Source organism: Salinispora sp. H7-4, from assembly GCF_013416675.1.
GTDB classification, from domain to species: domain Bacteria; phylum Actinomycetota; class Actinomycetes; order Mycobacteriales; family Micromonosporaceae; genus Micromonospora; species Micromonospora vitiensis.
The window spans coordinates 134,279-158,958 of sequence record NZ_JABZED010000002.1 but is presented as its reverse complement, the minus strand read 5'-3'; the positions used below and the strand labels follow the sequence as shown (position 1 = coordinate 158,958).

24 protein-coding genes are annotated in these 24,680 nt (G+C 71.4%); 18 read left to right on the top strand and 6 right to left on the bottom strand.

Going from position 1 to position 24,680, the window contains the following annotated elements; all coding sequences use genetic code 11:
- Positions 1-14: 14 nt before the first annotated feature.
- The gene (gene rfbB / locus H0524_RS00815; RefSeq protein ID WP_180196940.1) at positions 15-989 is read right to left on the bottom strand and encodes a dTDP-glucose 4,6-dehydratase; all 975 of its coding nucleotides are present in this window, start codon (positions 987-989) and stop codon (positions 15-17) included.
- 115 nt (positions 990-1,104) lie between these two features.
- On the opposite strand from rfbB, the gene pafA reads away from it, so the two are divergent.
- Positions 1,105-2,463 (top strand): Pup--protein ligase, encoded by a 1,359-nt coding sequence (pafA, locus tag H0524_RS00810; protein ID WP_018725016.1) that lies wholly within the window; start codon positions 1,105-1,107, stop codon positions 2,461-2,463.
- Positions 2,464-2,518: 55 nt separating this feature from the next.
- Positions 2,519-2,704 (top strand): hypothetical protein, encoded by a 186-nt coding sequence (locus H0524_RS00805; RefSeq protein WP_018725015.1) that lies wholly within the window; start codon positions 2,519-2,521, stop codon positions 2,702-2,704.
- Positions 2,705-2,711: 7 nt separating this feature from the next.
- Here the strand turns inward: H0524_RS00805 and H0524_RS00800 are convergent, their stop codons facing one another.
- A complete protein-coding gene (locus tag H0524_RS00800) occupies positions 2,712-3,797 on the bottom strand; it encodes a DUF3866 family protein (RefSeq protein ID WP_180196939.1) in 1,086 nt (361 codons plus the stop codon).
- 158 nt (positions 3,798-3,955) lie between these two features.
- Between H0524_RS00800 and H0524_RS00795 the strand changes: the two genes are divergently transcribed.
- The 6 genes from H0524_RS00795 (at position 3,956) to H0524_RS00770 (ending at position 8,702) form a co-directional block, all read left to right on the top strand.
- Positions 3,956-4,948, top strand: a complete 993-nt coding sequence (locus H0524_RS00795; protein WP_180196938.1) for a YafY family protein — start codon at positions 3,956-3,958, stop codon at positions 4,946-4,948.
- The gene (locus H0524_RS00790; RefSeq protein WP_180196937.1) at positions 4,945-5,982 is read left to right on the top strand and encodes a YafY family protein; all 1,038 of its coding nucleotides are present in this window, start codon (positions 4,945-4,947) and stop codon (positions 5,980-5,982) included. The genes H0524_RS00795 and H0524_RS00790 overlap by 4 nt, the downstream gene beginning before the upstream one ends.
- Before the next feature lie 9 nt (positions 5,983-5,991).
- A complete protein-coding gene (locus tag H0524_RS00785) occupies positions 5,992-6,240 on the top strand; it encodes a hypothetical protein (RefSeq protein WP_180196936.1) in 249 nt (82 codons plus the stop codon).
- Positions 6,241-6,422: 182 nt separating this feature from the next.
- Complete coding sequence (gene tatA / locus H0524_RS00780) at positions 6,423-6,734, top strand: Sec-independent protein translocase subunit TatA (protein WP_180196935.1); 312 nt, start codon at positions 6,423-6,425, stop codon at positions 6,732-6,734.
- 18 nt (positions 6,735-6,752) lie between these two features.
- Positions 6,753-7,703, top strand: coding sequence for a twin-arginine translocase subunit TatC (tatC, locus tag H0524_RS00775; RefSeq protein WP_018725009.1), 951 nt, complete (start codon positions 6,753-6,755; stop codon positions 7,701-7,703).
- A 78-nt stretch (positions 7,704-7,781) separates the two neighbouring features.
- A complete protein-coding gene (locus tag H0524_RS00770; protein ID WP_180196934.1) occupies positions 7,782-8,702 on the top strand; it encodes a diacylglycerol kinase family protein in 921 nt (306 codons plus the stop codon).
- Positions 8,703-8,711: 9 nt separating this feature from the next.
- On the opposite strand, the gene H0524_RS00765 is transcribed toward H0524_RS00770, so the two are convergent.
- The gene (locus tag H0524_RS00765; protein ID WP_180196933.1) at positions 8,712-9,473 is read right to left on the bottom strand and encodes an HAD family hydrolase; all 762 of its coding nucleotides are present in this window, start codon (positions 9,471-9,473) and stop codon (positions 8,712-8,714) included.
- A gap of 88 nt (positions 9,474-9,561) precedes the next feature.
- Here H0524_RS00765 and H0524_RS00760 point away from each other — a divergent pair, with 88 nt between their 5' ends.
- Complete coding sequence (locus H0524_RS00760; protein ID WP_180196932.1) at positions 9,562-12,330, top strand: RNA helicase; 2,769 nt, start codon at positions 9,562-9,564, stop codon at positions 12,328-12,330.
- Between the two features lie 85 nt (positions 12,331-12,415).
- Here H0524_RS00760 and H0524_RS00755 read toward each other — a convergent pair whose 3' ends face one another.
- On the bottom strand, positions 12,416-13,333 hold the full coding sequence (locus H0524_RS00755; RefSeq protein ID WP_180196931.1) for a 5'-3' exonuclease: 918 nt from the start codon (positions 13,331-13,333) through the stop codon (positions 12,416-12,418).
- 170 nt (positions 13,334-13,503) lie between these two features.
- Between H0524_RS00755 and H0524_RS00750 the strand changes: the two genes are divergently transcribed.
- Positions 13,504-14,646, top strand: a complete 1,143-nt coding sequence (locus tag H0524_RS00750) for an acyl-CoA dehydrogenase family protein (RefSeq protein WP_180196930.1) — start codon at positions 13,504-13,506, stop codon at positions 14,644-14,646.
- Between the two features lie 82 nt (positions 14,647-14,728).
- On the top strand, positions 14,729-15,235 hold the full coding sequence (locus tag H0524_RS00745) for an Lrp/AsnC family transcriptional regulator (RefSeq protein ID WP_180196929.1): 507 nt from the start codon (positions 14,729-14,731) through the stop codon (positions 15,233-15,235).
- Here H0524_RS00745 and H0524_RS00740 read toward each other — a convergent pair.
- A complete protein-coding gene (locus H0524_RS00740; protein ID WP_180196928.1) occupies positions 15,180-15,776 on the bottom strand; it encodes a histidine phosphatase family protein in 597 nt (198 codons plus the stop codon). The genes H0524_RS00745 and H0524_RS00740 overlap by 56 nt on opposite strands.
- Positions 15,777-15,924: 148 nt before the next feature.
- Between H0524_RS00740 and H0524_RS00735 the strand changes: the two genes are divergently transcribed.
- Complete coding sequence (locus H0524_RS00735; protein WP_180196927.1) at positions 15,925-16,110, top strand: CsbD family protein; 186 nt, start codon at positions 15,925-15,927, stop codon at positions 16,108-16,110.
- A gap of 134 nt (positions 16,111-16,244) precedes the next feature.
- Here H0524_RS00735 and H0524_RS00730 read toward each other — a convergent pair whose 3' ends face one another.
- On the bottom strand, positions 16,245-17,648 hold the full coding sequence (locus H0524_RS00730; RefSeq protein WP_180196926.1) for a KamA family radical SAM protein: 1,404 nt from the start codon (positions 17,646-17,648) through the stop codon (positions 16,245-16,247).
- Between the two features lie 147 nt (positions 17,649-17,795).
- Here H0524_RS00730 and H0524_RS00725 point away from each other — a divergent pair, with 147 nt between their 5' ends.
- Genes H0524_RS00725 through H0524_RS00700 form a run of 6 tightly spaced genes read left to right on the top strand, consistent with a single transcriptional unit; the run spans position 17,796 to position 24,477 of the window.
- The gene (locus tag H0524_RS00725; RefSeq protein ID WP_180197111.1) at positions 17,796-18,848 is read left to right on the top strand and encodes a zinc-binding alcohol dehydrogenase; all 1,053 of its coding nucleotides are present in this window, start codon (positions 17,796-17,798) and stop codon (positions 18,846-18,848) included.
- A 5-nt stretch (positions 18,849-18,853) separates the two neighbouring features.
- Entirely contained in the window at positions 18,854-20,419 is a 1,566-nt protein-coding gene (locus tag H0524_RS00720) for an amidohydrolase (protein ID WP_180196925.1), read from the top strand.
- Positions 20,416-21,978 carry a lysine 5,6-aminomutase subunit alpha TIM-barrel domain-containing protein gene (locus H0524_RS00715; RefSeq protein ID WP_180196924.1) on the top strand — a complete coding sequence of 521 codons (1,563 nt, stop codon included), beginning with the start codon at positions 20,416-20,418 and terminating at the stop codon, positions 21,976-21,978. Before H0524_RS00720 ends, H0524_RS00715 begins: the two co-directional genes overlap by 4 nt.
- Positions 21,975-22,757: an OAM dimerization domain-containing protein gene (locus tag H0524_RS00710; protein WP_180196923.1), complete on the top strand. Its 783-nt coding sequence runs from the start codon at positions 21,975-21,977 to the stop codon at positions 22,755-22,757. The genes H0524_RS00715 and H0524_RS00710 overlap by 4 nt, the downstream gene beginning before the upstream one ends.
- Positions 22,754-23,146, top strand: coding sequence for a hotdog domain-containing protein (locus H0524_RS00705; protein ID WP_180196922.1), 393 nt, complete (start codon positions 22,754-22,756; stop codon positions 23,144-23,146). Before H0524_RS00710 ends, H0524_RS00705 begins: the two co-directional genes overlap by 4 nt.
- A complete protein-coding gene (locus tag H0524_RS00700; RefSeq protein WP_180196921.1) occupies positions 23,143-24,477 on the top strand; it encodes a glutamate mutase L in 1,335 nt (444 codons plus the stop codon). The genes H0524_RS00705 and H0524_RS00700 overlap by 4 nt, the downstream gene beginning before the upstream one ends.
- The last annotated feature ends 203 nt before the right edge of the window (positions 24,478-24,680 follow it).

Here is a 24,680-nt window from a genome sequence, read left to right as displayed (position 1 = left end):
CCGGATGTGGCCGTTCACGCCTCGATCAGCGGCTCCCACCAGGCCCGGTTCTCCCGGTACCAGTCGATGGTGGCGGTCAAACCCTGATCGAAGTCGACGGTGGGTTCCCAGCCGAGATCGCGCTTTGTCGCGGTGATGTCGAGGGCGTACCGGCGGTCGTGGCCCTTTCGGTCGGTTACCGGTGTCACCCGATCCCAACCGACGTCGAATGTGGTGAGCAGTGCGCCGGTCAGTTCCCGGTTGGTCAGGGCAGTGCCCCCGCCGAGGTGGTACACCATTCCGGCCTGGCCGTCCCGCTGTGCCAGCGAGATGCCGCGGCAGTGGTCCTCCACGTGTAGCCAGTCCCGGATGTCACCGCCGTCACCGTACAGCGGCAGGTTGTGTCCATCGATAAGGTTGGTGACGAAGCGCGGGATCAGCTTCTCGGGGTGCTGAAAGGGACCGTAGTTATTGGCGCCCCGGGTGATGACCACGTCCAGCCCGTGGGTGCGGTGGTAGGAGAGGGCGAGCAGGTCGGCGGCGGCTTTGCTGGCCGAGTACGGGGAGCTCGGGTTCAGCGGCGCTGAGGGGGGCCACGAGCCCTGGTCGATGGAGCCGTACACCTCGTCGGTGGAGACGTGGAGAAACCGTCCGGTGCGGTGCCGCAGGGCGGCGTCGAGTAGGACACCGGTGCCGCCCACGTTGGTGTTGACGAATGGGCTGGCGCTGTGGATGGAACGGTCCACGTGGGATTCGGCGGCGAAGTGGACGATGACATCGTGTCCGGCGACGGTGGCGTCCACCAGCCGTACGTCGCGTACGTCGCCGCGGACGACGTGTAGGCGGGGGTCGTCTCGGACGGTGGCGAGGCTGCCGTCGGTGCCGGCGTACGTGAACGAGTCGAACACGGTTACCCGGTCTGGCCGGGGAACCGGTTCGGTGCCGCGGAGCAGCCGGCGCACATACGCTGAACCGATGAAGCCGGCCCCGCCGGTGACGAGGATCCTCACGGCTTGCACCGTACCCCGCGGGCGGGGTGGGGCGGGCCGCAGCCGGCCCCGAGCCGGCGGGGACAGGTGTGGTGAGCACTGCCCAGATGTCGCCTTGTGCGGCTAGTGTCTCATCATGGAGCGGCGAATCTTCGGCCTCGAGACCGAGTACGGCGTCACCTGCACCTATCGTGGGCAGCGCCGGTTGTCCCCCGACGAGGTCGCGCGGTACCTGTTCCGGCGGGTGGTGTCGTGGGGCCGGTCGAGCAATGTATTCCTGCGCAACGGCGCCCGGCTGTACCTGGATGTCGGCTCGCACCCGGAGTACGCGACGCCGGAGTGCGACTCGGTGGCCGATCTGGTGGCGCACGACCGCGCCGGCGAGCGGATCCTGGAGGGACTGCTCGTCGATGCGGAGAAGCGGCTGCACGACGAGGGCATCGCGGGTGAGATCTACCTGTTCAAGAACAACACCGATTCGGCCGGGAACTCGTACGGGTGCCACGAGAATTTCCTCGTCTCCCGGCACGGCGAGTTCGGCCGGTTGGCGGATGTGTTGATCCCGTTCCTGGTCACCCGGCAGTTGATCTGTGGTGCGGGGAAGGTCCTCCAGACGCCGCGGGGGGCTGTCTACTGCCTGTCGCAGCGGGCCGAGCACATCTGGGAGGGGGTCTCGTCGGCGACCACCCGGAGCCGGCCGATCATCAACACCCGGGACGAGCCGCACGCGGACGCGGAGCGGTACCGCCGACTGCACGTGATCGTCGGCGACTCGAACATGAACGAGGTCACCACCCTGCTGAAGGTGGGCGCCGCGGACATCGTGCTCCGGATGATCGAGTCCGGGGTGGTGATGCGGGACCTGACGCTGGAGAACCCGATCCGCGCGATCCGCGAGGTGTCGCACGACATCACCGGGCGGCGGAAGGTCCGGCTGGCTTCCGGGAAGGAGATCAGCGCGCTGGAGATCCAGCAGGAGTATCTGGCGAAGGCCACGGAGTTCGTCGAGCGGCGCGGCGGCGATCAGACGGCGAAGCGGGTGGTGGAGCTCTGGGGTCGGGTGCTGCGGGCGGTGGAGACCGGTGATCTGGAGCCGGTGGCCCGGGAGATCGACTGGGTGACCAAGCTACATCTGATCGAGCGGTATCAACGCAAGCATGAGCTGCCGTTGTCGCATCCGCGGGTGGCACAGATGGATCTCGCCTACCACGACCTCCGTCGCGGCCGGGGCCTGTATGGCTTGCTGGAACGGCGCGGCCAGGTGGACCGGGCGGCAACCGACCCGGAGATCTTCGAGGCGAAGGAGACGCCGCCGCAGACCACCCGGGCACGGCTGCGGGGCGAGTTCATCCGGCACGCCCAGGAGAAGCGGCGGGACTTCACCGTTGACTGGGTGCACCTGAAGCTCAACGACCAGGCGCAGCGCACCGTGTTGTGCAAGGACCCCTTCCGGGCGTACGACGAGCGGGTGGAGCGGCTGATCGCCAGCATGTGAGCGGGACGGGCGCGGGTGAGCCTACCCGGCGGTTGCCGGGTAGGCTGGCCAGGCCATGATGCCAAGTCACCCGGGCGGTTCCGGCTCCGAGAAGCAGAGCTGGACCGAGCGCCGCCGCCAGAAGATTCGTGCCGAGATCGAGCGAAACCGCCGCGGCGAGTACACGGTGCCCACCTGGGTGCTGGCGCTCGCCCTGGCCGCGATGGTGGTGGGTTTGGCCATCCTGTTGATCATGGCCTGAGCGGCGGTCAGCGGGCGAGCCGCGCGGCGTACCGTCCGGCCGCCGCCGCGGCGAGGAAGTAGGCGTGGTCCGCATCCAGGCCGCGACCCATCGTCGACAGCGGCACCGGGCTGGCCCGCAGCGCGGCGTCGAGGCCGGTCACCGGCACCCGGCGCACCTGGTGCCGGGCGGTGAGCGGAGCCAGTGCCGCCTCGACCGCGGCGGCCAGCGCCGGGTCGAGTTGGTCCGGCACGACCAGCTCGGCGGGGGCCAGGGCTACCCGACCGTACGCGGTCAGGCTGTGGTGGGAGACGCCCTGGTGCCGGGGACGGGGATCCGCGGCAGAGATGCGGAGGGACCCGACCGGCCGTCCGCCCAGTGCGGCGATCGCGTTGACCGCTTCGCCGACCGCCACCCCGGAGAAGCCCCAGCGGGTACCGGTACCGAGGTTGCCGGGTCCCTGGGCGACGACGGCCAGGTCGGCGTGGAGCACATGCCGCGCGGCGAGTAGGCCGGAGTGCAGGGTGCTCGCCTCCAGGTCGCCGCCGAACGCCTGCCCCACGCTGATCGTGCCGGCAAGGTGTCCGTGGAGCCCGGCCAGGGTGCGGGAGAACCAGGCCGGCAGCGCGCCCCCATCGGTGAGCAGGTACGCCACCCGTGCGTCGGGTGCGTCGGCGCGGATCCCGGCGAGTACCGCCGGGAGAGCGGAGTGCAGGTCGGCGGTGACCACGGGCAGGCCGCCCAGGTCGTCGGCGTCGGCCAGGGCCGCCCGGTGCGGGGACGCCTCCTCGTCAACGCCGAGCAGGATCGGCTGCAACGGGGTGTAGCGGGCTTTGACCAGGTGGCCTCCGGCCCGATTGTCCGCCGGCGCGGGCGGATCCGGTGGCAGCCGGTCCGGCAGGGCCACGACCAGGGCGTAGCCGCCGGTGCCGAGGCCCATCAGCAGGGCGCCGACGTTGAGCAGCACCCGATCGCCGACGCGGGGTTGACCCACCAACTCGGGGTAGGCGAGCGCGCGCATCGTCGAGTCGTCGGGGAGCGTGACGGCCAACTCGACCGCGCCGCTCCATTCCCGCCGGACCGCCGTTACCGTTCCCGACCGCCATCGCACCATGCGCGCGACGCTAGCGGTCGAGCCGGGTGGGCCCCGCGTCCGGGGTGCCCCGGCCGGCGGGACCCCGCCGGCCGAACCGGTCCCGGTGACCGGCCGGGGCGAGACGCGCGGCGTGATAGGTACATTTGTTCGGCAGCGATGGCTGCTAGCGTCGTACCGTGTCGCGGACCCGTACCGAACGCCTGGTCAACCTGGTGATCTGTCTCCTGTCCACGCGACGGTTCCTGACCGCCGTGCAGATCGCCGCGACCGTGCCCGGCTACCAGCATGATCCGCACGACGTGCGGGATCACGAGGCGTTCCAACGCAAGTTTGAGCGGGACAAGGCCGAGCTGCGCGAGCTCGGTGTCCCGCTGGAGACCGGGACGGCCAGCGCCTTCGACCTCGAGCCGGGCTATCGCATCGCCCGCCGGCAGTATGCGTTGCCCGAGATCCCGCTCGAGCCGGACGAGGCCGCGGCGGTCGGCATCGCGGCCCGGCTGTGGCAGCACGCTGGTCTGGCCGCCGCCGCGTCGTCCGGGTTGGCGAAGCTGCGCGCGGCCGGCGTCGACGTGGACCCACAGGCCACGCTCGGGCTGGAGCCGATGGTGACCGTCGATCCGGCCTTCGCGCCGCTGACCGCCGCAGCCCGGGACCGCCGCGAGGTGGCCTTCGACTATCGGGTGCCGGACCGGGACGAACCATCTGCCCGCCGACTGCAGCCGTGGGGGGTGGTCTGCTGGCGGGGCCGGTGGTATGTGGTGGGGCACGACCTGGATCGGGCCGCAGCCCGCTGCTTCCGCCTCTCCCGGGTGGTGGGGGCGGTTCGGACAGTGGGCCCGTCGGGGGCGTATGAGCCGCCGGCCGAGGTGGACCTGATCAGCTATGTTGCTCGCTCGTCCGGTCCGGTGGAGCGCGCCGGCCGCGCCCGGGTGCTCGTCGCGCCCAACCGGGCTGCCGGGCTGCGTCGGTGGGCGGTGGAGACGACCTCGGGCTCCACCGGTGACCAGCTCGTCCTGCCGTACGCGGATCCGGAGGCGCTCGCCGGTCAGCTCGTCGGCTACGGCCCGGACGTGCGGGTGCTCGACCCACCGGAGGTGCGGGAGGCGGTCATCCAGCGACTCAAGGAGACCGCCGCGCGCCACGACATCGTTGCGGGGAGTGCCCGATGACCGGGTCGGCCCGGCCCGGGTCCCGTACCTCCGCCGACCGGTTGGCCCGGCTGCTCAACCTGGTGCCCTTCCTGTTGGCCCGGCCCGGCATCGAGATCGCCGAGGCGGCGGGTGACCTGGGGGTGACCGAGCGGCAGCTGCGGGAGGATCTGGAGCTGCTCTGGGTGTGCGGGCTGCCGGGCTACGGCCCGGGGGACCTGATCGACATGGCCTTCGACGGCGACCGGGTGACGATCACCTACGACGCCGGCATTGATCGGCCGTTGCGGCTGACTCCCGACGAGGCCCTCGCGCTGGTCGTGGCGCTGCGCATGCTGGCGGAGACGCCGGGGGTGGCCAACCGGGAAGCGGTGGAGCGGGCTCTGGTCAAGATCGAAAATGCCGCGGGTGACGGGCTGGGCACCCCGGTCGCGGTACGGCTGCCGGCGGACAACCACCGGGTGGCGGAGCTGCGGGCGGCGGTGGAGAGCGGCCGGGCGTTGCGGATCACCTACTACTCGGTGGCCCGGGACGAGACGATCGAGCGGACCGTTGACCCCCTGCGAATGCTCGTCATCGGCGGCCGGGCGTACCTGGAGGCCTGGTGCCGCCGGGCGGAGGGGATGCGGATGTTCCGGGTCGACCGGGTCGACGCGGTGACCCGGTTGGACGAGCCGGCGCGGGTGCCGGCGCAGGCGGTGCCGCACGACCTCACCGGTGGTGCGTTCCGGCCCACGGCGGATCTGCCGCTGGTTACCCTGCGCATCGGTCGGAGCGAGCGGTGGATCACCGAGTACTACCCGTGTGAGCGGGTCGAGCCAGGTGACGGTGAGTGGTTGGTCTCGCTCCGGGTCACCGACCTGGGCTGGGCCCGCCGCTTCGTGTTGGGCCTGGGCCCGGAGGTCACCGTGGTGGCGCCGGCGGAGCTGGCCGCACAGGTGCATGCCGCGGCGACCGCGGCCCTTGTGGCGTACGCGACCCCGCCGCCGGGTGTGGTGGCCGACCCGCCGCCGGGCGCAGTGGCCGACCCGGCGGCGGCGCGGCCGGGCCAGTAGGCTGGCGCCGTGGTGGTGTGGATCGTGGTTGCGCTGGTGCTGATCCCGTTCGTGCTGCTCGGGCTGGCCGTGCGGCCGGTGTTGACCCGGCTGCGTCGGCTGCGGCGGGCGGCGGTGGCGTTGCAACGGCACGCGGATGAGGCCGCGGCGCTCCAGACGACCGCGGTGGCGCTGCAGGCACGGGCCGAAGGGTTGCAGGAACAGCTGGCGACCATCCAGCAGCGGGCCGCCGCGGTCCGGTCCCGCCGCGGCGGGTAGCGACCCGCGCCGCCCACGGCGGCCCGGGTCGGGGCGAAGCGGCCTGCCGGGAACATCCGCGGTTGGCCTAGACTTCACCCAGCCGGCATGGTCCCGTAGCGCCCGGCGGGTGGCAACGCCGCCGGACGCACGTACGATGGCTGCGACACCACCTGCCCGACACCGAGAGACCGGAGCTTCCCATGGGTGCCCTAAGGCCATGGCACATCGCCGTACTCGTGGTCGTGCTGATCCTGCTCTTCGGCGCGAAGCGGCTCCCCGACGCGGCCCGCTCGCTGGGCCGTTCGCTGCGGATCATCAAGGCCGAGACGAAGAGCCTGCACGACGACGACCATGACCTGGCCGAGAAGGCCGATGCCCAGGCTGGCTACCAGCCGCTGCCGCCGCAGCAGCAGGTGCAGCAGGGGCAGCCGTACCCCCAGCAGCCGCCCTACCCGGCCCCACCACAGCAGCAGCCGGTCGTTGACCCGGTGCAGCGCACCCGCGACAACTGATCGAGGGGCCCGACCACCGTGGCCTTCGCCCTGCGTAAACGCGGCCCGAGTAGTTTCCAGCGGGCCTCGGAAGGCTCGATGACGCTGGTCGAGCACGTCCGTGAGCTGCGCAACCGGCTGTTCAAGGCGTCGCTGGCGATCCTGATCGGCTTCGGCATCGGCCTCTGGCTCGCCGGGCCGGTGCGTGGCATCCTGCAGCGGCCCTACTGCGAACTTCCGCAGGCGCAGACCACCGACGGCGCCTGCGACTTCGTGCAGCTCGGTCCCGCTGACCTCTTCCTGCTCAACCTCAAGATCGGTCTGTGGGTGGGGCTGATCCTCGCCGCGCCGGTGTGGCTGTACCAGCTGTGGGCCTTCATCGCCCCCGGCCTACACAAGCACGAGCGGCGCTACGCGTACGCCTTTACCGCGCTCGCCGCGCCGCTGTTCGCCGCCGGCGCGGTGCTGGCGTACTTCGTGACCTCCAAGGGCCTGGAGTTCCTGCTGCAGGTCTCCGGCCCCGAGATCAATACCACTCTCGACATCACCCGGTACATCTCGTTCGTCACCAACCTGATCCTGCTGTTCGGGGTGGCGTTCGAGTTCCCGCTGATCGTGTTGATGCTCAACTTCGTCGGCGTGGCCAGCGCGAAGCGGTTGCTCGGCTGGTGGCGGGTGGCGGTGTTCGTGTTCTTCGCCTTCGCGGCGGTGGTCACGCCCACGCCCGACCCGTTCGGTATGACCGCGTTGGCGTTGTGCCTGTGTGCCCTCTACTTCGCGGCCGTCGGTGTCGCGTTCCTCAACGACAAACGTCGGGGCCGCGGCAAGGAGACCTACGCCGACCTCGCCGACGACGAGGCGTCGCCGCTGGCGGAGGGGAGTGACCCGATCGAGGCGAGCGCCCCGGTTGGGGCGCCGGAGTCGGTCGCGGAGCCGGAGCCGGTCGCCAAGCCCACGCCGATCGAGCGCCGCTACGACGACATGACATGACCTGATGCTGGTGCCCCTGCCCGCCAGCGGCGTCGGGTGGGGGTGCGGCGCCGGTCCCGTCCCGGTACGGTGCACGCCGTGACCGCAGTCGATTTTGCCGGTACCGGTCGTCCGGTCGCCGTCCTGGCCAACCCGAGCGCCGGTCGGGGACGCCACCGCGGGCTGCTGCCCACCGTGGTGCACCGGCTGGCGGCCGGCGGTCATCCGGTGCGGGTGCTCGCGGCGGGGACTCCGGCGGAGGCTCAGGCGGCCTGTCGCGCGGCGGTGGCCGACGGCGCGGTAGCGCTGGTCGCGGTCGGCGGTGACGGGACCGCGCACCTGGCGCTACAGGCGGTGGCGGGCACTGCGGTGCCGTTCGCGGTGGTGCCGGCGGGGACCGGGAACGACTTCGCCGGTGACACCGGCTTCCCGACCGACCCCCTCGCCGCGGCCGACGCGATCGCCGCCGCGCTGCGGCACGGCCGCTCCCATCCGATCGACCTGGCCCGCACCACTGCGGCGGACGGCACGCAGCGGTGGTACGGGGCGGTGCTCGCCGCCGGCATCGACGCGATCATCAACGAGCGGGCGAACCGGATGCGGTGGCCCCGTGGCCCGCGCCGTTATGACCTGGCGATCCTGGTGGAGCTGGCCCGGCTGCGGCCCCGCCGTTACACGTTGCGCCTGGACGGGGTGACCCACGAGTTGGACGCCGTGTTGGTGGCGGTCGGCAACTGTGCCCGCTACGGCGGTGGGATGCGGATCTGCCCCGCCGCCGACCCGACCGATGGGCTGCTCGACGTGGTGGTCGGCGGGCGGTTCAACCGGCGGACGCTGCTACGGATCAAACGCCGCATCTATCCGGGTACGCACGTTGACCACCCGCTGGTGCGCAGCTTCCGGGCGCGCACGGTGGAGGTGGCCGCCGCGGGCATCACCGGTTACGCCGACGGGGAGCCGGTGGCCGAACTGCCGATGACGATCACCGCGGCCCCGGCAGCGGTGCGGCTGCTGCGTTGATCGCCGGGGTCAGCCCGGTACCGCCAGGTCCAGCACCGCACCGAGCCCGTTCGGCCGGCCCGCCTCGCCGGGCGGGAGCACCAGCACCGCGCAGCCGGCCGCCACCGCGCCCGCGTCGGCGGGGGTGTCCCCCACCATGAGTACCCGTTCCGGGTCAACAGCCAGCGTCCCGCAGGCGTGCAGGAAGATACCCGGGTCGGGCTTGCAGCGCCCCACCTCGTACGACAGCACGTACCCGTCCACCAGGTCGGCGAGCCCCCAGGCGGCAAAGAGCGGCCGGATGTCGAAGCCGATGTTGCTGACCACACCCACCCGTACCCCGGCGGCACGCAGCGCGGCCAGGGTGGGGGCGGCGTCCGGGTACGGCACCCACCCCTGGGGCACCAGCAACCGCTCGTAGAGTGCGTCGGCGAGCCCATCGATCCCGGCGTCGATCGTCGCCGCGAGTCCGGTGTACGCGCCGCGGTGCGCATGCGGGTACAGGTCCCGGTCGGCCCAGAGTTCGGCCAGCGCGGGCGGGACCCGCTGGGGCAGTGGTCCCCCGGCCCGGCCGGCGGTGACCAGCCGGTCGGCGAGGGCGGTGGCGCGGATCCGGTCCAGCGTGGTTCCACAGCTGGCAGCCGCCGCGGTCACCCAGGCGGTGGCCTCCTCCACCTGCGCGAGGGTCCCGTGGAAGTCGAAGAGCACCGCTTCCACGGGACGGCGGGATGCCGTCGGGGCAACAGCACGACCCGGGGCGGTTGTCTGAGCGGCTTCGGTACGGTCCGGCACGCCGTGCACCCTACCGACCGCCCCGGACGGCCCCGGACGGGACGGCCTCGTGGGGCGTACCGGCGCGGCACGCACTAATCTTGGTCCCATGTCGAGCCCCGCCGAGCGGTACGCCGCGTCCCGTCGCCGGGCCGCACAGGCCCCCCTGTCCCCGGCGTTGGACGAGTTCGCCCTCGACCTCGGCGTCGACCTCGACGATTTTCAGCGGGAGGCCTGCCAGGCGTTGGAGCGCGGCAGCGGCGTCCTGGTCTGCGCCCCCACCGGCGCCGGCAAGACGGTCGTCGGCGAGTTCGCCGTCCACCTGGCGCTGCGGGGTGGGACCTCAGCCGACGCGGGACGCCGCAAGTGCTTCTACACCACCCCGATCAAGGCGTTGTCGAATCAGAAGTACCACGATCTCGTTGACCGGCACGGCGCCGACCAGGTCGGGTTGCTCACCGGTGACAACGCGATCAACGGTGATGCGCCGGTGGTGGTGATGACCACCGAGGTACTGCGCAACATGCTCTACGCCGGCTCGGCGACGCTGCAGGGGCTGGCGTACGTGGTGATGGACGAGGTGCACTACCTCGCCGACCGGTTCCGCGGCGGCGTGTGGGAGGAGGTGATCATCCACCTGCCCGCCTCGGTCACGCTGGTGTCGCTGTCGGCGACGGTGTCCAACGCGGAGGAGTTCGCCGACTGGCTGGTCACGGTGCGCGGCGAGACCGAGGTCGTGGTCAGTGAGCACCGGCCGGTGCCGTTGTGGCAACACATGCTGGTTGGCCGGCGGATGTTCGACCTGTTCCACGACGCCGACGCCGCGCGTAAGCACGATGTGCATCCGGAGTTGCTGCGCTACACCCGGGACACGCTGCGCCGCCTCGAGTTGGGGGAGGGGCGTGGTGCCGGCCCCGGGGGTCGGCGTGGGCCGCGTTGGCGGGGGCCGATGCGCCCGGACATCGTCGACCGGCTGGACCGCGAGGGGCTGCTGCCGGCGATCCTGTTCATCTTCAGCCGTGCCGGCTGCGACGCGGCGGTGCAGCAGTGTCTCGCCGCCGGGCTGCGGCTCACCGGCCCGGAGGAGCGGGCCGAGATCCGTCGGGTGGTGGAGAGCCGGATCACCACCATCCCGGGCGAGGACCTGTCGGTGCTCGGCTACTGGGACTGGCTGGACGGGTTGGAGCGGGGCCTCGCCGCACACCACGCCGGCATGCTGCCGGCGTTCAAGGAGGTCGTCGAGGAACTGTTCGTCCGCGGGCTGGTGAAGGCGGTGTTCGCCACCGAGACCCTCGCGCTGGGCATCAACATGCCGGCCCGCTGCGTGGTGTTGGAACGCCTGGTCAAGTACAACGGCGAGGCGCACGTGGACCTGACGCCCGGCGAGTACACGCAGCTCACCGGCCGCGCCGGCCGCCGTGGCATCGACGTGGAGGGGCACGCCGTGGTGGTCTGGTCCCCGGAGACCGACCCGCGGCACGTGGCCGGCCTGGCATCCACCCGTACCTACCCGCTGCGGTCGAGTTTCCGGCCGTCGTACAACATGGCCGTCAACCTGGTCGGCAGCGTGGGTGCGGAGCCGGCCCGGGCGTTGCTGGAATCCTCGTTCGCGCAGTTCCAGGCGGACCGGTCGGTGGTCGGGCTGGCGCGGCAGGTCCAGCGCAACACCGAGACGGTCCAGGCGTACGGCGTGGAGGCGGCCTGCCAGCACGGTGACTTCGACGCCTACTTCGCGATCCGGGTGGCGATCGCCGACCGGGAGCGGGAGTTGGCCCGGCAGGGGCAGAGCCAGCGGAAGGCGGCGGCGATCGTCTCGCTGGAGCGGCTGCGGGTCGGCGACGTGATCCGGGTGCCGTCCGGCCGGCGCGCCGGCCTCGCGGTGGTGCTGGACCCGGCGGCCGCCGGCTTCGGGGAGCCCCGTCCGTTGGTGCTGACCCAGGACCGCTGGGCGGGCCGGGTGGGCCCGGGTGACTTCACCACCCCGGCGGAGGTGCTCACCCGGATCCGGGTGCCCAAACACTTCAACCACCGCTCCCCGGCCGCGCGCCGGGACCTGGCCGCCGCGGTCAGCGGCACCGGGCTGAACCGGCACGGCAGCCGGCGGGGTGGCCGGTCGCGGCGCGGTGGCGGGGAGGACGACCGGCTGGTGCAGCTCCGCGCCGAACTGCGCCGCCACCCGTGCCACGCCTGCCCGGAACGGGAGGAGCATGCCCGCTGGGCGGAGCGTCGCCGCCGGCTGGAGAAGGACACCGAGGAGCTGCGGCAGCGGGTGACCGGCCGGACCGGTTCCCTGGCCCGCACCTTCGACCGGATCGTGGCGCTGTTGACGGCCCGCGGCTACCTGGCCGTCGACGGGGGCGTCACCGATGCCGGTCGGATGTTGAGCCGGATCTGGACGGAGGCGGATCTGCTGGTCGCCGAGTGCCTGCGTCGTGGCGTGTGGAATGGGCTCAGCCCGGCCGAGTTGGCGGCGGCGGTGTCGGTGGTGGTCTTCGAGGCCCGCCGGGACGTTGACGAGCGCGCGTCGCTGCCGCGGGGCGCGGTGGCGACGGCGGTTGACGAGACGTTGAAGCTGTGGGGGGAGATCGAGGCCGACGAGGCGGCACAGGGGCTGACCGTGACCCGGGAGCCGGATCTCGGCTTCGCCTGGCCGGTCTACCGCTGGGCCCGCGGGGAGCCACTCGCGAAGGTCCTCGTCAGTGGCCACATCGACGGCGAGATGCCGGCCGGCGACTTCGTCCGCTGGGCCCGGCAGGTGGTGGACCTGCTCGGCCAGCTGGCCGAATCCGGCGGCGCCTCGTCCGAGCTGCGCAGCACCGCGCGGCACGCCATCATTGCGGTGAACCGCGGGGTGCTCTCCTACCAGGCCACCGCCTGACGAGTCAGCTCTCGTCCGGCACCGCACCGTCTCGCCCACCGCACCGTCTCCAGCACCGCGCGCGTGGTGCGGCTGGCGGCGGCGGTCAGTCGGCGCGGTGGGCCAGGGCGTCGACCAGGCGCCGGACGGCGCCGGCGAGATTCCACCGCTCGGCGAGGTCGAGCAGCCGAGCGGGGTCGGCCGGTGCGGCCGGCAGGTCGGTGGGCAGTGCCGGCAGCGGCACATCGAGGGCGACCCGGACCACCGTCGGCGCGACGGCCAGGTACTCCCGCGCGGCGCTGAGTTTCGCCCGTAGCCCCGGCGCGAAACCGGCAGCCGGATCGTCCAGGGCGGCGAGCACACCGGCGATGTCGCCGTACCGGTCAACGAGCCGGGCCGCGGTCTTCTCGCCGACGCCGGAAACCCCCGGCAGACCGTCGCTGGGGTCACCACGCAGCGCGGCGAAGTCGGCGTAGCGGGCGGCGGGCACCCCGTATCGGGCCTGGACCGCAGCGTCGTCGCAGTCTGCCAGCTTCGCCACCCCCCGACCGACATAGAGCAGCCGCACCCGGCGGGCGTCATCGACCAGCTGGAACAGGTCGCGGTCACCGGAGACCACCTCGACGGGGCCCGGCTGGGTGACCGAGAGGGTGCCGAGCACGTCGTCGGCCTCGTAGCCGGTGGCGCCGACGCTGGTGATGCCGAGCGCGTCGAGCACGTCGAGGATCACCGGGACCTGCGGACTCAGCGTGTCGGGAACCACCTCACCCCCCTCCGGCGCCACCCGGTGCGCCTTGTACGACGGCAGGAGGGCCACCCGCCACTGGGGTCGCCAGTCGTGGTCCATCGCGCACACCATCCGGCCCGGCCGGCGGGTGCGGACCAGGCTCGCCAACATGTCGAGGAAGCCGCGGACCGCGTTGACCGGCTGGCCGTCGGGTCCGACGGCGGCGGACTCCGGGATGCCGAAGTATGCCCGGAAGTAGAGGCTGGGCGCGTCCACGAGCATGAGCGGGGCTGGCATGCGCGACAGCCTGGCACACCGCACCGACATCGGCGTGGATGCGGGCAGCGGGGGACCCGGCGGACGGCGTCCGCTGCGCGTTCCGGTGCCGCGGCGGTGCGGTGAACCGAACGACCGTTAAGCTGGTGGGTGCGACGGCTCAACCCCACCCCCACGGAGCTCATCAACCCATGACTGTCGACCGGATCCTCCCCACCGACGAGGCCCACGACCTGCTGGACCTGGCCACCGAACTCGCCGACCGGGAGCTCGCGCCGAAGGCCACCGACCACGAGGAGCGCGCCGAGTTCCCCCGGGAGGTGCTGCGTACCCTGGGCCGGTCGGGCCTGCTCGGCCTGCCGTACGCGGAGGAGTACGGCGGCGCCGCCCAGCCGTACGAGGTGTACCTGCAGGTGTTGGAGATCATGGCCAGCCGCTGGCTCGCGGCCGCCGAGGCGATCAGCGTCCACACCCTCTCCTGCTTCCCGCTCGCCGAGTACGGCACGGCGCAGCAGCGGAAGTTGCTGCCCGAACTGATCGGTGGGGAGTTGCTGGGCGCGTACTGCCTCTCCGAGCCGCAGGGCGGTTCGGATGCCGCGAGTCTGACCACCCGGGCCGTCCTCGACGGCGAGGAGTACGTCGTCTCCGGCACGAAGGCGTGGATCACGCACGCCCACGTGGCGGACTTCTACAACATCTTCTGCCGTACCGGCGGTGCCGGCGCGTCGGGCATCTCCTGCCTGCTCGCGGACCGGAACCTGCCCGGGATCGAGCCACAACTGCCGGAGCGCACGATGGGGCTGCACGCTTCCCCGGTGGCGCAGGTCGTCTTCGATGGGACGCGGGTGCCGGCGGAGCGGCTGATCGGCGGGGAGGGCAGGGGCTTCGGCATCGCGATGTCCGCGCTGGACTCGGGCCGGCTGGGGATCGCGGCCTGCGCGGTTGGCCTGGCCCAGGCGGCGCTGGACTACGCGGTCGGTTATGCCCGGGAGCGGCAGCAGTTCGGCCGGGCGATCGTCGACTTCCAGGGGTTGGGATTCCTGCTCGCTGATGCCGCCACCCAGATCTCGGCGGCCCGGGCGCTGATGCTGGCGGCGGCGCGGCTGCGTGACGCCGGCCGGCCGTACTCGATCGAGGCGGCGAAGGCGAAGCTGTTCGCCACCGATGTGGCCATGCGGGTGACCACCGACGCGGTGCAGGTGCTGGGCGGCGCGGGCTACGTCGCTGATCACCCGGTGGAGCGGTACATGCGTGAGGCGAAGGTGCTGCAGATTGTGGAGGGGACCAACCAGATCCAGCGTCTGGTCATCTCCAGGGCGCTGGCGAAGGGCTGACGGAGGGGGCGGGCCTGCGGCCGCGCCGTGTTCTGGTGGCCCAGCGTCGCGTGGTGGGCCTTTTCCCGGTAGGTTGCTCGCCGTGGAGGAGATCGACCGGGCTATCGTCGCGGAGCTGGCCGTGGACGGCCGGCTGTCCTATACCGATCTCGCGGAGCGGGTGGGGTTGTCGGTCTCCGCGGTGCACCAGCGGGTCCGCCGGCTGGAGCAGCGCGGGGTCATCAGCGGGTATACGGCCCGGGTGTCCTTCGAGGCGCTGGACCTACCACTGACGGCATTTGTGGCGATTCGGCCGTTTGATCCCTCGCAGCCGGATGACGCGCCGGAGCGGCTGGCCCACCTACCGGAGATCGATTCGTGTTACTCGGTCGCGGGGGAGGACTTCTACCTGCTGTTGCTGCGGGTCGCCGGGCCGACCGACCTGGAGCGGGTGCTGCAGGAGATCCGGATGGCGGCGAGTGTGACCACGCGGACCACGGTGGTGTTGTCGACGCCGTACGAGGGCCGGCCGCCGAAGTTCACTGCCCAGCGGGCTAGGCGGTTGCGGCCGCGGGGGCCGGGGGAGCCGGCTGGTTCCACCGAAGGATGACCGGCCGGCCGTGTTCGTGGCCGAGCACGCTGACGGTCGCGGTTTCCAGCCGGAACAGGGCCCCGGCGGAGGGCGGTAGGCCGAGCCACCGGGCGGTGAGCACCCGGAGGCTGTGCGCGTGTCCGACCACGGCGACGGTTCCGTGGTCGAGGACGGGGCCCAGTCGGGTGAGGAGTCGGCCGAGCCGCGCACCGACCTGGCGGGGAGACTCCCCACCGGGGCAGCCGTCGGTCCAGAGGTTCCAGTCGGGATCTTCTTCGTGGACCTCGGCGGTGGTGCGTCCTTCGATCTCGCCGTAGTTCCACTCGGCGAGGTCGTTGTCCGTCCCGGTCGAGGTGAGGCCGGCGAGCCGCGCGGTGCGTACCGCGCGGGCGCAGGGGCTGGTCAGGACGGTGGCGAAGCGCCGGCCGGTGAGCATCGGGCCGAGTGCGCGGGCTTGCCGTTCGCCGTCGGGGGTCAGCGCGAGGTCGGTGTACGAGGTGTGCCGCCGACGGGCGCTCCACGTGGTCTCACCGTGTCTGATCAGGAGGAGCTCACCCATGCGTTCAGTCAACCATCGGGACCGCGATCCTTCCTGGCTAGCGTCCTAGGATGCACAACGCGATGTGTCCCCACACACTGGCCCAGACGAATAGCCGCCATCGACACGGGAAACCCGATGGCCGAAACGCCACGAGGGGAGAGCGGAGATGGGCTTCGCCGCCAAGACGAAGAACCTGGTGGACGAGCTGACCGGCGCCACCAAGGAACGGGTGGGCGATGTCTGCGGCGACGAGCGGCTGCGGGTCGAAGGGGTCCAGCAGCGGGACGACGCCCGTGCTCGCCAGGCCAGGGAGGAGCGCGCTGAGCAGTCGGATCAGACTGGGGCGCGGTGACGGGACCGCTTGACCACGACGGCCCGGCAGCACCTTCCTGCCGGGCCGTCGTTGTGGCGACTGGTTTGGCCACGGCCGGATCGCCGTTGGCCGCTGCCGCCCACGGGGTCACCCGGGCGGCGGATCGTGGTGGGTCAGTCGTCGCGGTGGGCCGCCCACCAGGCCTGACCGGTCTCGGGCAGGGTGTCGATCGGGTCGTAGTACGCGTACCGCTTGTTGAGCGCCTCCAGGTCAGCGGACTCGATGGAGGTGCGGTAGTTCTTGGTCCAGTACGAGATGCCCCGCTCTCGGTCGTATTCGGTGAGCATGTGCACCCAGCGCTTGCCGACGAAGGGGACATCGCAGACGATTCGCGGAGTGGCGTAGCCGGGCAGGTAGCCCATGATGTCGTGTTGGAGTTGTTGGGCGTGGCTGACCGGGACCCGCCAGTGCTCGGCGTTGGGGATCATGTCGCACAGGTAGAAGTAGTACGGCAGGATGCCGGCTTCGCCCTGCAACGCGAAGCAGAGATCAAGTAGGTCGGGCGTGGTGGCGTTGACGCCGCGCATGAGCACGCCCTGGTTGCGGACGTCGCGAACTCCGACGTTCAGGGCGGTCTGGGCGGCCTTGGCGACCAGCGGGGTGAGGGACTGGGCGTGGTTGACATGGGTGTGGATCGCGAGGTTGACGCCGCGGCGCGCGGCGGTGCGGGCGACCCGCTCGAGGCCTTCGACAACATCAGCCCGGAGCCAGTGCTGGGGCAGGCCCATCAGGGCCTTGGTGGCGAGCCGGATGTCGCGCACGGTCTCGATGTCGAGCAGGCGCATCAGATACGACTCGAGGTTCTTCCACGGCACGTTGGCCACGTCACCGCCGGAGACGACGACGTCGCGGACGCCCGGGTGGGCCCGGAGGTAGGTGATGTGGGCGTCGTAGCGGTCGACGGGTTTGAGGGTGAGTTTGAGTTTGTCGATGGCGGGGGTGGAGTTGCCGACCAGGTCCATCCGGGTGCAGTGCCCGCAGTACTGCGGGCAGGTGGAGAGTAGTTCGGCGAGTACTTTGGTGGGGTAGCGGTGGGTGAGGCCCTCGGCGACCCACATGTCGTGTTCGTGGAGGGAGTCGCGGCTGGCGTACGGGTGCGAGGGCCAGTCGGTGCGTCGGTCGGAGGCGACGGGGACCATGTAGCGCCGGATCGGGTCGGCGTAGAGGGCGTCGGTGGTCATCGCCTCGAAGGGCACCATGGTGTTGAGCATCTGGGGTGGCAACAGCATGGACATGGTGGCCAGGGCCTTTTGGTCGGCTTCCAGGTCGGCGTAGAAGGTCTCGCCTACGAGGTCGCCGAGGACGGCGCGGAGCTGCTTTATGTTCTTGATGCAGTTGGTGCGTTGCCATTGGGCGGATTCCCACTGGTCGCGGCTGATGTGGCGCCAGCCGGGGAAGCGGGTCCAGTCGGGTTCGACGAGGGGGGCTCGTCGGTATTCGTAGGGTTGGCCCGTGGTGGGGGCGGCGGCTGCAGGCTGGGCTGCGGAGATGGTTTCCGCGGGGTGGGTCTGGGTCACGGCCCCCTCCTTCTGGGTGGTGGTGTGGATGATCAGTGACTCCGTAGGTCTGGAAATTATCCGGTGAAGTAACTATTCTGCCGTAAGTTTTCCCGCTTTGCGAGTCGCGGTCCGGGCTTCAGGCGGCTGGACAGGGAGGTCGGCGTGATTTCACCGGTGGGTTTGCACCGCGTTCTGGAGCCCGCGGGGGTGCTGCCGCAGGGGGCTTGGCGACTGGACGCGAGTCCGGCGGTCGCCCCGAACGAGGTACGGATCCGGGTGGAGCGGCTGAACCTGGACGCGGCGAGCTTTCGGCAGTTGTGGGAGAAGCACGGCGGGGACGGCGCCCGGATCCGTGCCGAGGTGCTGGAGATCATCGCCGCGCGGGGCAAGATGCAGAACCCGGTGACCGGCTCGGGTGGCATGTTGATTGGCACGGTTGAGGAGGCTGGTCGGCGGTCGCCGCTGGGGCTGCGGGTGGGCGACCGGGTGGCGACTCTGGTGTCGCTGACGCTGACCCCGTTGGCCGTCGCGGATGGGCTGGCCCGGTGGGATGGGCGCAGTGCGCAGGTCCCGTGTGACGGTCATGCGATCCTGTTTGCCCGCTCCATCGCGGCGGTACTGCCGGGGGATCTGCATCCGGAGTTGTCGCTCGCCGCGCTGGATGTGTGCGGGGCTCCGGCGTTGACCGCGCGGGTGGTGGAGCGGTATGTGGCCGGGCGGGAGGGGGCGGCCGGGCAGGTCAGCGTCGCGGTGATTGGCGGTGCGGGCAAGAGTGGGTCGCTGTCGCTGGCTGCGGCGCGGCGGGCGGGCGCGGCGCGGACCGTCGGGGTGGTGCCGGTGGCGGGGGAGCGGGACGCGTTGGCGGCGGCGGGGTTGGCCGATGCGGTGGTGTTGGCCGATGCGCGGGATCCGGTGGCGCTGTCGACGGCGGTGACGTCGGCGCTGGGGGTGCCGGCGGATGTGACGGTGGTGTGTGTGGATGCGCCGGGTTGTGAGCATGGGGCGGTGTTGGCCACGGCTGACGGTGGCACGGTGGTGTTCTTCTCGATGGCGACGAGTTTCGCGGCGGCGGCGTTGGGCGCGGAGGGCCTGGCGGCGGATGTGACGATGCTGGTGGGTAACGGGTATGCGCCGGGGCACGCGGAGTTCGCGTTGGATCTGGTGCGGGGCGAACCGGGGGTGCGTCGTCTCTTCGAGGCGCGGCTGGCGGCAGACTGATTGCCATGACGAACCCCTCGACGTTGTACCGCGGCGGTGTGCTGCATTGTCCTGCTGACCCGGGTGCGACTGCCTTGTTGGTCGCCGATGGCCGGATTTCCTGGTTGGGTGCGGACGCTGATGCGCCGGTGGCCGATCAGGTGGTGGAGCTGGATGGGGCGTTGGTGACGCCGGCGTTCGTGGACGCGCATGTGCACACGACCGACACCGGGTTGGGGCTGTCGGGGCTGGACGTGTCGGGCGTGCGGTCGGGGCGGGAGTTGTTGGCGGCGGTGGCGGCGTTCGCCGAGGGGTTGCCGCCTGATGGTGTGGTGCTGGGGCATGGCTGGGACGAGTCGATCTGGCCGGTGCCGGTGCCTCCGGGGGCGGAGGAGTTGGGCCGGGCGGCGGCCGGGCGGCAGGTGTATCTGTCGCAGGCGTCGATGCATTCGGCGGTGGTGTCGACGGCGTTGTTGGCTGCGTGTCCGGGGGTGGTTGCCGCGGCTGGTTTCGACGAGTCGGGGTGGTTGCGGCGGGATGCGCATCATGTGGTGCGGGCGGCGGCGTTCGGCACGGTTGGTCGGGTGCAGCGGGCGGCGGCGCAGCGGGCGGCGTTGGCGCATGCGGCGTCGTTGGGGGTCGCGGCGGTGCATGAGTGTGGTGGGCCGGAGATTTCTGGCGAGGAGGATTTCACGGGGTTGTTGGGGATCTCCGGGGTGGGGGTGCCGGAGGTGTACGGGTACTGGGGTGAGTTGGGTGGGGCGCAGCGGGCGCGGGAGTTGGGTGCGGTGGGCGCTGGTGGGGATGTCTTCGCTGATGGGGCGTTGGGGGCGCAGACGGCGCAGCTGACGGTGCCGTATGCGGATGGGGGTGGGCGCGGGTACGGGTATCTGTCGACCGAGCAGGTGCGGGATCACTTGTTGGGGTGCGCGAGGTACGGGGTGCAGGGGGGTTTTCACGCGATTGGGGATGCGGCGATCGCGACGGTGTTGGCGGGGTTCGCGGCGGTGGCCCAGCGGCTGGGCACGGATCGGGTGCGGGCGGCTCGGCATCGCGTGGAGCATGCGGAGCTCGTGAACAAGCAGACGATCGCCGGGTTTGTGGAGTATGGCGTGGTGGCGTCGGTGCAGCCGGCGTTTGACCGGTTGTGGGGTGGTGCGGGTCGGATGTATGAGTCGCGGTTGGGGCCGGATCGGTCGTTGGCCGCTAATCCCTTTGGGGCGATGCATTCGGTGGGGGTGTCGTTGGCGTTCGGGTCGGATTCGCCGGTGACTCCGGTGGATCCGTGGGGGTCGGTGCGGGCGGCGGTGGCGCATCACAATCCGGCGCAGCGGATGAGTGTGCGAGCGGCTTTCGCGGCGCATTCGCGGGGTGGCTGGCGTGCGGTGCGGCGGGATGGTGACGGGGTGTTGGCGTTGGGCGCGCCGGCGACGTTCGCGGTGTGGGACACCCCGGCGGGCGTGGAGCGGGGATTGCCGGTGTTGCAGGCGGAGGATCCGGAGGTGCGGGGTGCTTCGGACCCGACGCCGTTGCCGGTGTGTCGACGTACGGTGCTGCGTGGTGCCGTGATCTATGGGGAGGGCGGCTTGTGAGCGGGAAGCTCGATCTGGATCCGGTGTTGGTGGCGCGGGCGCGGGAGTTGGCTGCTCGGGCTGGGGCGCCGGTGGTGGAGTTGGCGCGTAGCCACACGACGGTGTCGGTGGAGCGGGCGGTGCTGCGGCTGGCCGGGGTGCAGGGGGCGGATCCGGATGGGATTCCGTGGGTGAACCGGTTGGTGGATGCGGTGGTCGCGGATGTGGGCTTGGGGCATGGGGTGGCTGCTCCGGTCTTCGATGCCCTGGCGCGGGAGCAGTTGGCGGATGTGACGCTGTTGGCGCAGAAGGCGGCGGCCGGGTCGGTGCGGTTTGAGGTTCCGGCGGGGCGGGCGGCGACGGCGTCGCGGCGGGCGTCGCGGCGGGCGGTCGCGGCGGGGGTGCGGCGGATTGATCGGCGGCGGGCCGAGCGGGAGCGGTTGGTGCGACGGTTCGGGGATCCGCCGCGGCGGCCGTGGATCTATCTGATCGTGGCGACAGGGGATATTTACGAGGATATTCCGCAGGCGCAGGCGGCGGCTCGGGCGGGGGCGGATGCGATCGCGGTGATCCGGTCTACGGGGCAGTCGTTGTTGGATTATGTGCCGGAGGGTGCGACTCGGGAGGGTTTTGCCGGTACGTATGCGACGCAGGAGAATTTCCGGTTGATGCGGGCGGCGTTGGATGAGTCGTCGCGGGAGTTGGGCCGGTATGTGCGGTTGACGAATTACGCGTCGGGGCTGTGTATGCCGGAGATGGCGGCGTTGGCGGGCCTTGAGCGGCTGGACATGATGTTGAACGATTCGATGTATGGCATCTTGTTCCGGGATATCAATCCGATCCGTACCTTTGTCGATCAGCGCTTCTCCCGGCAGGTGCACGCCCGGGCGGGGATCATCATCAATACCGGTGAGGACAACTACCTGACGACTGCCGATGCGGTGGACGAGGCGCACACGGTGACGGTGTCGCAGCTGCTCAATGAGTACTTCGCGCATGAGGCGGGGTTGGCGGACTGGCAGGTGGGGTTGGGGCACGCGTTCGAGGTCAACCCGGATGTGCCGGAGTCGTTGCGGTTGGAGTTGGCGCATGCGCTGTTGGCGCGGGAGTTGTTCCCGGATGCGCCGTTGAAGTGGATGCCGCCGACGAAGCACATGACCGGGGATGTGTTTCGGGGCAACCTGCTCGACGGCTTCTTCAACCTGGTGGGGGCGCTGACCGGGCAGGGGATTTTGCTGGTGGGGATGATGACCGAGGCGGTGGTGACGCCGTGGCTGTCGGATCGGGACATCGCCCTGCAGAACGTCCGGTATGTGCTGGGTGCCGCGGGTGGGCTGCATGAGGATTTCGTGCCGGCGCCGGGCGGGTTCATTCAGCAGCGGGCACACCAGGTGTTGGGTTCGGCGGTGGAGTTGTTGGAGCGGGTCGGGGAGCAGTCGTTGCTGACGGCGATCGGCGAGGGCACGTTCGGGATCATGAAGCGGCCGGCGGACCGGGGTAGGGGGTTGGACGGGGTGGCGCGGCACGAGGGCGACTACTACAACCCGGCAGTGGAGATCCTGGAAGGGGCGGGGTCGTGACAGTTGTGCCGGAGCAGGCGGTGGTGCCGGAGAAGCAGGTCGTGCGGCCGTACGGGGACACGACCGGTGACGGCATGGTGCAGGTGTCGTTCACGTTGCCGCTGCCGCATGACAAGCGGGCCGAGGGTGCGGCGATCCAGCTGGCCGGGAAGATGGGCATTGACCCGGCGATGCTGGTGCATGCCCGGCCGATGGGGGACGGGTTCACCTTCTTCGTGGTGTACGGGCGGGTGAACCATCTGGTGGACACCTCGGCGGTGCGGGTGGTGGAGCGGGACTTTCCGTTGCTGTCGGCGAAGGAGGTCAACGCGATGGTCAAGCGGCAGCTGCGGCGGAAGCTGTCGGTGGTGGGGGCGTGCATCGGCACCGACGCGCACACCGTGGGGATCGACGCGATTCTCAACGTCAAGGGCGTTGCCGGGGAGAAGGGGCTGGAGTACTACCGGGAGTTGCGGGTCAGCAATCTGGGCGCGCAGGTGGGGGTGCCGGATCTGGTGGCGGCGGCTCGGGCGGAGCGGGCGGATGCGGTGCTGGTGTCGCAGGTGGTCACGCAGCGGGATGCGCATCTGCACAACACGCGGGAGATGTCGGCGGCGGTTCGGGAGGCGTGGCCGGCGGGGAAGCGGCCGTTGTTGATTGTCGGTGGGCCGCGTTTCGACGAGGCGATGACCGCCGAGTTGGGGGTGGACCGGATCTTCGGCCGTGGCACCACTCCGGGTGAGGTGGCCTCTTACCTGGTTCATGCGTTGATCACGAGCCGGAGGGCGGCGACGGTATGAGTGACCCGAGGGTCGGGGTGACGGTGACGCACCGGAGGTATGTGCCCTACTCGCATGCGCACTACGCGGGCAGTCTGGTCGACGGGGCGTACGCGTTGGGTCTGTTCGGGGATGTCGCCACGGAGGTCTGCATCCGGACCGACGGGGATGAGGGGTTGTTCGCTGGCTATGCGGACGTGCAGTTCCTGGCGCCGGTGCGCGCCGGTGACGTGGTGGAGGTGACCGGACGGGTCACCCGGGTGGGTACACGCAGCCGCACCCTGCAGTTGAGCTGTGTGGTGGTGTGTCGGGCCTGTCCGGGGCTGGGGGAGTCCGCCGCGCAGGTGTGTGATCCGCCGATCGTGGCGGTTTCTGCGACGGGCACCGTGGTCGTGCCGCCAGTGGCGTGAACATCGCGATCTGCGCCGATGTCGGCTCCACGTACACGAAGGTGGCGGTGGTCGATCTCGACGGCGCGGGTCTGGTGGCGACGGCGGCGGCGCCCACCACGGTGGGCAGTGACGTGTTGCGGGGGTTGGACGCGGCGGTCGCGGCGGCGACCGACGGCCTGCCGGTGGGGGACGCGCCGTGGTACGTGTGTTCGTCTGCCGGGGGCGGGCTGCGGTTGGCGGTGGTCGGCTACGAACAGTTGGTGACCGCGCAGGCGGGCCGTCGGGTGGGGCTGTCGGCGGGGGCGAACGTGGTGCATGTGGCTGCGGGTCGGCTCGGCGCGGCGGGTCTCGCGGCGGTGCGGGCGGCCCGCCCGGATGTGCTGCTGCTGGTCGGCGGCACCGACGGCGGCGACGCGGAGACGTTGACGCACAACGCGACCCGGCTGGCGCGGGCCCGCTGGCGGGTTCCGGTGGTCCTCGCCGGTAACGCCGAGGTCCGCGACGACCTGGTGTCGATGCTGGTGTCGGCGCGGGTGCCGGTGACCGTGGCGGAGAATGTGCTGCCCCGGATCGGGGCGTTGGCGCCGGCTGGGGCGCGGGCGGCGATCCGTGCGGTGTTCCTGCGGCATGTGATCGGCGGTAAGCGGCTGTCGCGGGGTCCACGGTTTCCGCGGCTGGTGCGGGCGGCTACCCCGGATGCGGTGCTGACCGGCGTGGAATTGCTCGCGGACACGCTCGGCGGTGACCTGGCGGTGGTGGATGTCGGTGGGGCGACCACCGACGTGTACTCGGTGCTGACGCCGGATGAGCGGGAGAGCGGGCCGGGTCGGGAGGTGGCGGGCAGCCTGTGGCGGGCCCGTACCGTCGAGGGGGACCTGGGGGTGCGGTGGAGCGCGCCGGGTGTGGTGCGGGCAGCGGTGGAGGAGCGGCTGCTCGACGCGGCCGACGCCGAGGTGTTGGCGGTGGCGGCGCGGCGGCGCGCCGACGACCCGGCGTATCTTCCGGTGGACGGGGTGCAGCGGGCGACAGATACGCGGCTGGCTGCCCTGGCGGCGACGGTGGCGTTGCGGCGGCACGCCCGCGGGGCGGCCACCGGTGAGCGCGCGGGACGGGATCTGCGGGATGTCCGGCTACTGGTCGGTTCGGGTGGGGTGCTCCGGCATGCCGGGTCCGCGGACGCCGCGGGGGTGCTCGCCGGGGTGCTCGCCGACTACGCCGGCGGGTGGCCGTTACCGCGCGCCGCCCGGCCGGTGGTTGACGTGGATTATGTGCTGGCCGCCGCCGGGTTGCTCGGCGCCGAGCAACCGGTCGCGGCGCGCGCTCTGGTTGACCGGTTGCGCTCTGGTTGACCGGTTGCGCGCGGGGGTCCCTGGTTGCCCGATCTGCGGGTCGCTCGGTGCGGCCCGGCCGGCGCGGATGGCGCGACACGCCGGGTGGTGGCGACGACTCGTCGGGGCCGGGTTGACAGCGCCCCGGGGGGAGCACGTACCGTCTTTGAGTCCTACTACGGGAAGCGGCTGTTGTTCGCTTCGTCCCTTCGTCCGCTGGCCGA